Source organism: Bifidobacterium tibiigranuli, from assembly GCF_022655035.1.
Taxonomy (GTDB): Bacteria; Actinomycetota; Actinomycetes; order Actinomycetales; family Bifidobacteriaceae; genus Bifidobacterium; species Bifidobacterium tibiigranuli_A.
Window position 1 is genome coordinate 25,998 of sequence record NZ_JALCUA010000015.1, and the last position, 9,568, is coordinate 35,565.

Below are 9,568 nucleotides of genomic sequence, written 5' to 3' on the forward strand. Positions count from 1 at the left end.
TTCAGCACGACGCGATCGGCCCCCGCCATTCATATTCCGGGCCATGCTCTGGACCATATTCCGAAGCCGACGAAACGACACGCCCAGAATGCTGTGCACAAGTCACCAGTTAGCTTTGCCGAATGGCGGAATTCCGCCATCGCAAATTCCTAACAGCCGACTTGTGTATGGAGACTCGGGCATGCCGCGCAATCAGCAATCAGCACTCCGACACTCCGTCACTCTGACAACATGGCTCAAGAGGCCGAAACACCCGATGGTGTGTGCGCTCACATACTTGCGTCATGCCTCCGATTCCCCGCTCATCCACCACGCAACCGCAGCAATGCCGCGGATACCGAACGTTGCAGCAACCACCGCCAACACCACGCGCAACGCGCCCCAATCCTCTTGTGTCGCTCCGCTGTACCCCAGACCCGTTACAATGATAACCGTTTTCATTACATATGAATGCCGCGCGCGCGAACCATGACAATAACGATACGGGTCCACGCGGCGGCCATGAAAGGAATGAGTCTCATGCAGATGAAACATGTGGCAAGGGCTGCGGTAGGCGCAGTGCTGGTGGCGGCGATGGCGCTCGCCGGAGGATGCGGCGCATCGAACTCGAATTCAGGAGCAACCGACTCGAACGGCAAGATCGAGATTCTGGCGGCCGAGAACGAATACGGCGACGTGGCGCAGTCCATTGGCGGCTCGCACGTCTCGGTGACCTCGATCATCAGCGATCCGAACGCCGATCCGCACGACTTCGAGGCCAAGCCTTCGGACGCCAAGCAGATCGCCAACGCCAAGATCGTCATCGCGAACGGCGTCGGCTACGACGACTGGCTCGACAAGATGCTCAAGAGCCATTCCAGCTCCGACCGCACCGTTATCAGCGCGCAGCAGGTGCTCGGCCTTCCCGACAACACCAAGAACCCGCACCTGTGGTACAAGCCCGAGACGATGCCCGCCGTGGCGTCCACCCTCGCAGCCACCCTCACGCGCCTTGACCCTTCGCATGCCAAGGACTACGCGAGCAACCTCCAGTCCTTCGACACCTCCGTGCAGAAGTACTGGACGGCGCTTGACACCTTCAAGGACAAGTACCCGAACGTCTCCGTCGCGGCAACTGAGCCCGTGGCCAACTACCTGCTCGACAACGCCAAGGTAACTATCAAGACCCCGTGGAGCCTGCAGGCCGATATCATGAACGACCAGGACCCCTCGGCGCAGGATTCCGCCACCCAGATGCAGCTGTTCAACGACAAGCAGGTCACCGCCTTCGTCTACAACCAGCAGGTCGTCTCCGATCTGACCAAGAAGTATCTGGCCGCCGCCAAGGCCAATGGCATCCCGATCGTCGGCGCGTACGAAACCATGCCGACCAAGATGCACTACGTCGACTGGATGCTGGCAGAGCTCAACGCGCTCACGCAGGCCGCCGCCAACAAGACGTCAACTGAAACACTAGAATAAATATCTATGAAGCCAACTGACGATATCAATCGCCCGTTGTTGAACGTCTCCGGCCTCCGAGTGAACCTCGGGGGCCGGAGCATTCTCGACGGCATTGACTTAACCGTGGGCCGGGGCGAGTTCGTAGGGCTGATCGGCTCGAACGGCGCCGGCAAGACCACGCTGCTCAAAACCATCCTCGGCGATACCACGCCGCTCGAAGGCAGCGTCACCGTGCTCGGCCGCAAACGGCTGCAGACAGGCGTCATCGGCTATGTGCCGCAGAAAATCGAGCTCGACCCCGACCTGCCGTTGCTGGCCAAGGACTTCGTGGCGCTCGGGCTCGACGGGCAGAAATTCGGCATTTCCCTGCGGGGAAAGCACTTCTGGGAACGTGTCAATATCGCCCTCAAAGGCGTCGGCGCGCTGGAATACGCCGACCGCCCCGTAGGCAGGCTTTCCGGCGGCCAACAGCAGCGCATCATGATCGCCGCCGCCATCGTCGCCGACCCGGCCCTGCTGCTACTCGACGAGCCGCTGGCGAATCTCGACCCGGCCAACAGCGCCGACATCGTGGCACTGCTTGATCATATTCGCAGCACCAAGGGCATCGGCATCATTCTTTCCGCCCACGACATCAACCCTCTGCTGGGCGTGCTCGATCGCGTGGTCTACCTCGCGCAGGGCCGTTCGGCGGTCGGCCGCACCGACGAAGTCGTGCGCACCGACGTGCTCAGCGAGCTGTATCAGCACCCCATAACCGTGCTGCGCACGCAAGGCCGCATCGTGGTGCTGGCCGACGAAGGCAGCGAGCCGGGGCATCATCCGGACAATGCTGAAAATCCCGAAGATGCTGAGGGCATTGAAGGTACTGGACGCGCTGGATACAACAACGAGACCGGGCGCATCGCCGATGCTCTGGGACCGAACGCATCGCAGGAATCGCAGCTACCGCAGACGTCGCAATCACCGCAGGAAGATGGTTCACACGATGACCGCCGCTAGCGTCTTGCCACTCGCACTCGCGCAGTCCGCGTCAGCCGCGCCAAATACATCATCCACACTGCCCGTAAGCGGATTCAACGCGCTCTGGGCGGTGCCGGAGGTGCGCACGGCGCTGATCGTCGGCTCCGTCGTGGTGATCGCGACCGCGCTGGTCGGCGTGCTGACGGTTCTGCGCGGGCAATCCTTCGCCGGGCATTCGCTGACCGATCTCGCCTCAGTGGGCGGCTCCGCAGCGTTTCTGTTGGGCGTCAATCAGTTGTGGGGATTCGTGGCGGCCAGCATCATCGCGGCGCTGGGCATGCACGCTATTGGCGTCGAGCGACTGCGCGGGCGCGATGTATCCACCGGCATCATCCTCGCCACCGGCATGGGCCTTACCTCGCTGTTCCTGAGCCTGTCGACCATGCGACCGCAAGGCGGAAGCGCTTCGGTCAATGTGCTTTTCGGCTCGTTGTTCGCCATCAGCCCGAGCGTCGTGCCCATAGTCATCGCGCTGTCGGTGCTATGCCTGCTGATGCTGACGATTATCTGGCGTCCGGCGCTGTTCTCCACCGTTGCACCGCAACTGGCGCACGCGCGCGGAGTCTCAACCGGTGCGACCAACGCCGCGTTCATGGTCGTGCTGGCCCTAAGCGTCGCCCTGAGCTCCATCTCCGTCGGCGCCGTGCTGTCCACAGCATTGCTGATCGGCCCCGCGTCCTGCGGACTGATGCTGGCCAAGCGCGTACGGAACGCAATGTTCGCCGCCTGCGGCATCGGCCTGTTCTGCGTATGGGGCGGCATCGTGATTTCATACGAAAGCTATTCGTGGATGCGCGGGCACTCATGGTCGGTGAGCTTCTGCATCGTCGCGCTGGTCACGATATGCTACCTGCTGTCGCGGCTGGTAAGTTGGCTGCGCGGCACAAGCAGACGCAGTCATGGCCGCAGCCTCAGTCTCAGCCGGAAGGCGGCGAGTGCGAATGTTTGACGCGTATCTCACCAATACCTGGATTGCCGGCACCGTCGTGGCATTGAGCGCCGGCATCATCGGCGTCTTCGTCGTGCTGCGTGGCGACTCATTCCTCGCGCATGCGATACCGCACGGCTCGTTCGCCGGTGCCGCCGCAGCCGTATATCTCGGAGTCAGCTCGGTGGTCGGCATGGGCCTTGCCGCCTTCGCCGCAGCGGTCGGCATCTCCGTGCTCGGCAGAAAGAAGCAGCGCCGGGACACCGTCATCGCGCTGACGCTCATCTTCCTGCTCGCCGGCGGCGCGTTCCTGCTCAGTCTCGGCGGCGACTACACCAATCAGGTCTATGCGCTGCTCTTCGGCCAGGTGCTCGCGGTCGCGGACTCCGATCTGGTGCTTATGACCGCGCTCGCCATTCTTGGCGTCATCGTCGTGGCGCTTATCGCCCGGCCGCTGCTGCTCAGCTCGGTCATGCCGGAGCTCGCCGAGGCCCGCGGCATCCACAACGGCGTCATCGAATTTGTGTTCACCCTAGTCATCGCCGCCGTCACCACGGCCAGCGTGCCGGTCGTCGGTGCCATGCTGCTGTTCAGCTTGCTCGTAGCGCCGCCAGCCGCCGCCTGCCTGCTATGCTCGCGGCCATTGCGTGCTGGCGTTCTGTCCTGTGTATTTTCGCTGCTGTGCATGTGGCTGTCGATTGCACTGTCTGTCATCACCGACATGCCGGTCGGGTTCTTCGTCGCGCTGACCTCCGCCTGCGTGTACACGGTCTCCAAGATCATATCGTTGATCCGCGCGAAATGAGCCGGTGACATGGCATTGCGGTTGCGGGCATCCCTGCACAGCGCAAACTGCGTATACCGGGATGCCCGCGTCGCGGGACGGGTTCTACAAGCTGCGCTGCGCTGCTATAGAAAATTGTATAAGCGCCTTGTAGGCACGGCAGGAAAGTTGGGCACTTGAGTACTATCCGCTGCACCAACGACCAGTCCCCTTCTGGCAATCATCGCAACGCTTTCACCTCATCCAAAAGACCCTGATAGGTGACCGCCTGCTCGTACCGGACATCGCCGGCGAGCTGCAAATCGTTGAAGAGCCGCCTGGCACATTCAATCTTGTTGTCTTCAATGCCTCGCAGCTCAAGCGTATTCATGGTGCCTTTAGTTTCAGCCACAAAGAACAGATGTTTCAGCTCATGTCCTTCCCGGAACGCAACCGCCCAGTCGGGAGCATAATTGCCGACCGGTGTTGGGATTTGAAAACCTCTCGGCAGCTTGGCATATACCGCCACCTCCTCGGCGGTGTCAAGAGATTCGGCAAATTTGTACTCGACGCTCTGCTTGGCGGTTCCGTCTGGGAACACCCAATTCTGTACACATTTGTTCGCGCGGTAGGCATCAGTCTCATCTTTGGAACCATTCATTGCGGTGAAGATGCTTGAGTCGTATTCGCCATCGACTCGGTCATAACAAATGTGATCCACCACCATTGCGCCCTTCTGATCGAGTATCAGTTTCGATACCTTGGCGATGAACTGTTCGGGATTGTCTCGGAACATCAGGAACTTCTCACAGCGTATGCGTTTAAGAATCTCTGCTGCACATTTTCGAGTGATCTTAGCCGCCTGCGCTATTTCGCCGAGCAAATCGTAGGAAACACCGTTCGATGCATCCACGTTCAGATCGCTGGTTCGGGTCTTTTCCTTCTTGAAGTGCTCGCCCAACACGAGTTCCTCGCGCGACGCATTTTTGCTTTGCAGGCCACGGGTTAACGTGTACGACAGCTTCGCGACAATAAGATGATCATTAATTTCTTGGACCGCTTTACCAATGAGCTCTTCATCGTCAAACGCTACGGTATAGGCGTACTTGTGGTTGATCCGTTTCCACAACTGCTGGAATTCACGCTTCTGCCAGTTCTCATTTAATGGGTTGCTGGAGATCTTTTTCTTGAGCGCATTGCCGATCATCACTGCGGTCTTACCTTCGAGCACGGTATTCAATGCGTACGTGATGGCAGGAACCTTGGACTGCAGCGCCTTCGGCAACGACACCACAGCAAATTCGTCGAAACCGGATGTCTTGTATTTCTGGGTCAATTGTCCGTCGCGGTCAACAAGCCCTTCGGCTATCAGTGTGAAGTGGATATCACTGGATTCTTTGACAGTAAAGACGATGGCACCTTCATTGACATGATCAGGCCCCAAGGTTTCAGCAGGGATGCTGACCTTAGTGAAGAACGCATCGTCAATCTTGAGAGGACGTTCACGGAGTTCACTGGTAATATCCTTCTGAAGCGAAGCAGTGAACGAGGCATAGCTTTCGGAGGCAATCACCGTGAGGAGATTGACTTCTTGGACTGCACCCTCGCCGAGAACGTTGATATCTTGCCGCACCCCCTCCTTGTTCACGCATAGTCTGAGCCCGCGCCCCACTTCCTGGCGTTTGCCAACCTCATTATCTGAATGCTTGAGCGTGCAAATCTGGAACACGTTCGGGTTATCCCAGCCTTCGCGCAGTGCAGAATGGCTGAAGATGAAACGCGTTGGCTCCTCGAAGCTCAGCAGCTGCTCCTTGTTTTTCAGTATCAGATCGTAGGCAGATGTATCGTCGCTCTCCTCACTTCCCCGCTTGATCGAGGAATTCACCATACGATGCTCCTTGTCGATGCTGAAATACCCTTTATGAACATTCTTGCCCCAAGTTCCTCGCAAATATTTCATGTACCCATGCCCATCATCAAGACGGCCTTGCAAGAACCACTTCACACAATGGTCGTATTCCTCTTCGAATACGAGAGCGTACTCGCCTGATTGCTCGTTACCGTCGTCATCGTACTGACGATACTTGGCTACTTCGTCGATGAAAAACAAACTCAGACACTTAATGCCGCGTGCCCACAAATGTTCTTCTTTTTCAAGATGAGACAGGATGGTTTCGCGAATCTGTATGCGGCGAATATCGGCCTGTGCACCATCGTTCAGAATCTCACCACGCCGCAGAATCGTGCCGTTGAGGAATTGTACGTACCCCAATTCACCATTTTGATCTGGGACTATGCCATCGGGCGCAATGCGCCATTCATCGCGATACGCTTCCAGCTCCCCCGATGCCGGGTACAGATCATCACCCTCATTGAATGAGGTCATGGCAGTGGTCACGTTTCCGGAAGCCGAGAGTTTCTTATACTCGATACGGGCAACGGGTGGCTTATTAGTGCTCACCACGATATCTTGCAGATAGAGATATCCGTCAGTACCACGCATGTTGTTGAGTTCAAAACCTTTGACTTCAATACGTTTCACCAGTCGCTGGTTATACGCGTCCAAGGCATCAAGCGAGTATACAAGATCGTGCTTGACCTTATGCGTCGCCGAATAGTTCAACGTGAGTAGTGGTTTAAATAGGCCAATGCCATGTTGCGTGGCTTTCCCACCCATTTTTTGAGGTTCGTCGAGAACGATAATGGGGTGTACAGCGCTGATCACATCGATGGGCCGTCTCGAACCGAAATCATCACGCTCCGAGAACATGATGCGCGATTCCTTGCTGCGGCCATTCTCCTTCATGGAAGTGTTGAATGCCTGCATGTTGATGATCATCACTGAGATATCAGCGCTTTGCGCATACGAATCCAGCAGGTTCAGCTTTGAGGAATCGTAGACGAACCAGTTGAGTTTTTTCTCATATCCCTGATTGCCGTCGATCCCGGACGTGTAAAAGTAGTCCGCGGTCAATTCCAATGACTTGGCCACACCTTCACGAATCGCAATCGAGGGCACCACGATGATGAACTTCGACCAACCATATCTACGGTTGAGTTCAAACATGGTTTTGGTGTAGACGAACGTTTTGCCGGTTCCGGTTTCCATCTCAACATCAAGCTCGACAGCGCCATGCCCGTGGAACAACTGTTGTGATTGGACAAGATTCTGCTGTTTCTGGATGGTGTGAATATGATCGAGCGCCTGTTCGGAGGACAGTTGCACGTCAGCGTTACGATATCCGGTTTCGTCCAGTTCGTCCTCGCCGAGCAGGGCTTGACGAGTTGGTGCGTCATCGCCAAAATCAGCTTCAGCAGTCGGCTGCGAATATTCAGGCTTGAATACCGGCTTAGAGCGGACACCCAGATCGCGGATAAAACTGACACTTGATTGTTTCGGCTGGCCTTCAAAGACATCACACACTGCATTCGCCGCATCCGCCTGGTATTGGTATTGGGAAAATTCGAATTTCATCGGAAACTGCCCGCCTTAGATGATACGGATTTTCGTGGCACCATCAATGGCGTTCGCTGCCTGTTTGAAAATCTCCTCGAAATTCGTTCTCGCGGCACTGTTGGGCAGACTCTTCTCTGCAACTACAACATACGAAGGGCGAGGATCATGGTTCGCCATCGCGCGCACGAGTGATTCCGGGATGTTTGCGTCGAAGCATGCAAGAAGCTGGCCGTCGTTCACGCTGAATACGGTGTAGCCATCGAATGGCTCCCCCGTCAATGTCGCAATGGAAGAACTGTATTCGAGCTGGAATGAGGGAAGCGCTTCAAACAGCAGATCAAGAGGAGTGCGTCCTTGTTTCTCATTCTCGATGGAAGCATCCAGATCATCCTGAGTGAACTGGTCGGGCGTCAATCGCACATCCTTATAATTCGAAGATTCGATTCTCAGCACACGAAATCCTATGTCTGGTACCGCCTGCTGTTTGCCATCCAGATTGGGCTGCTGGTTGGTCGTTTCGATGTTACTGCGGATCTTTTCTCCCGCACGCCGGATGCGATCTTCACCCACTTCACATATGTCGGTATAGTCACCACTCGTACGCTCGGGAAGCTGTACAAGGATGAACCGCCGCGCGCCATGATCATCAGCGTTCTTCGCAATCACGGCATGAGCTGTAGTGGAGGAACCGGAAAAGAAATCTAGTATTAGCGAATCCTTATCCGTTGCGATATTGAGCATTCGTGTTATCAGTCGAACAGGCTTAGGAGTGTCAAATGGAGGCTGTCCGTCAAACAGCGCCTTGATTTCCTTCTTTGCCTCATCTGTGTGACCGACCTCACTGTATGGCCACAGATTCGTCGGGAGCTTGCCTCCTACACTGTCCAGATAAGTCTTACGACGGATGCCGCCTTGCCCACCTCGGGTGAAATAGAACCTTGGCCAATGACCACGGTCATATACAACTTGAGCCTCTGCTTTGGAAACATCCAATGGTTTTATGAGGACAAGTGCTTTGACTCCTGCGCGCACTTCACTAGATGCAATTCCACAAACCTTGGCACGCTGCTCAGCATCATCGATATCCTTCAACTCGTACTCACACCAACCGTTCATGTATTGAAGCATCTGCGGTTGCTCAAAAGACCAGCATCTTCCATTGGTTGGATAAATCATTGCACCGGTGAATGGATGTTGAACGGCATACACCATTCCCTGGTGAGTTACAGCATTGGGAGCAAAAGGATCTGAGCTTGTCCATTCGATATAATCCTTATCGGGATTTTTATACTTTGCATCCATCTGCGCCGTTCGTGACAGAGTTTTAGGCTGCCAACCTGGATTTTTTGAATAGACAATGATGTGTTCCACTTCATTGACCAGACCTTGCGAATCATTTCGTGGCGAATATGTCCGCTGCCAAGAAACATCGCCAACAAAACATAATGAGCCAAACACTTCATCGCAGATAAATCTCAAACCTGCGGACTCATTATCGTCAATGCTGATGAAAATCACACCATCTGAGGTCAGCAAATCCTTTGCCAAGAGCAAACGCGAATACATCATCGAACACCAGTCGGAATGGAATCGGCCGTTGCTTTCGGGGTTAGCGACAAGCCGTCCGCCGTCTTCGTCGTAATCGCCACTTTCGGCCTTATCCGCATCAACCGTCTTGGCGAAATCATCCTTGTAAATAAAATCATGCCCGGTGTTGTACGGCGGATCAATGTAGATCATCTTGATCTTGCCTGCATACGTCTCACGCAGAATCTTCAGTGCGTCGAGATTGTCACCTTCAATATAGAGGTTTTTGGTCTCATCCCAGTTCTTGCTGCGCTGTTGTACCGGCCGCAGGGTCTTTGCGATCGGCGTGCGTGCCTCAGCCTTCGCTGCACGCTTGCCCGGCCATGTGAACTGATACCGCTCACGGGCAACGGGATACCCCCCCCCC

At 55.8% G+C, this 9,568-nt stretch carries 6 protein-coding genes; 4 read left to right on the forward strand and 2 right to left on the reverse strand.

Annotated features, from left to right (window positions below):
- The first annotated feature begins 519 nt into the window (after positions 1–519).
- The 4 genes from LKK40_RS10110 to LKK40_RS10125 are packed head-to-tail and all read left to right on the forward strand — an operon-like array spanning position 520 to position 4,199.
- Positions 520–1,461, forward strand: a complete 942-nt coding sequence (locus LKK40_RS10110; protein WP_304310455.1) for a metal ABC transporter solute-binding protein, Zn/Mn family — start codon at positions 520–522, stop codon at positions 1,459–1,461.
- A 6-nt stretch (positions 1,462–1,467) separates the two neighbouring features.
- Positions 1,468–2,445 (forward strand): metal ABC transporter ATP-binding protein, encoded by a 978-nt coding sequence (locus LKK40_RS10115; RefSeq protein ID WP_304310456.1) that lies wholly within the window; start codon positions 1,468–1,470, stop codon positions 2,443–2,445.
- Positions 2,432–3,415, forward strand: coding sequence for a metal ABC transporter permease (locus LKK40_RS10120; RefSeq protein WP_304310457.1), 984 nt, complete (start codon positions 2,432–2,434; stop codon positions 3,413–3,415). The genes LKK40_RS10115 and LKK40_RS10120 overlap by 14 nt, the downstream gene beginning before the upstream one ends.
- Positions 3,408–4,199 (forward strand): metal ABC transporter permease, encoded by a 792-nt coding sequence (locus LKK40_RS10125; RefSeq protein ID WP_304310458.1) that lies wholly within the window; start codon positions 3,408–3,410, stop codon positions 4,197–4,199. Before LKK40_RS10120 ends, LKK40_RS10125 begins: the two co-directional genes overlap by 8 nt.
- 199 nt (positions 4,200–4,398) lie before the next feature.
- On the opposite strand, the gene LKK40_RS10130 is transcribed toward LKK40_RS10125, so the two are convergent.
- Positions 4,399–7,632, reverse strand: a complete 3,234-nt coding sequence (locus LKK40_RS10130) for a DEAD/DEAH box helicase family protein (protein WP_304310459.1) — start codon at positions 7,630–7,632, stop codon at positions 4,399–4,401.
- Between the two features lie 15 nt (positions 7,633–7,647).
- On the reverse strand, positions 7,648–9,568 hold a 1,921-nt coding region (locus tag LKK40_RS10135; protein ID WP_304310460.1), incomplete at its 5' end, for a site-specific DNA-methyltransferase.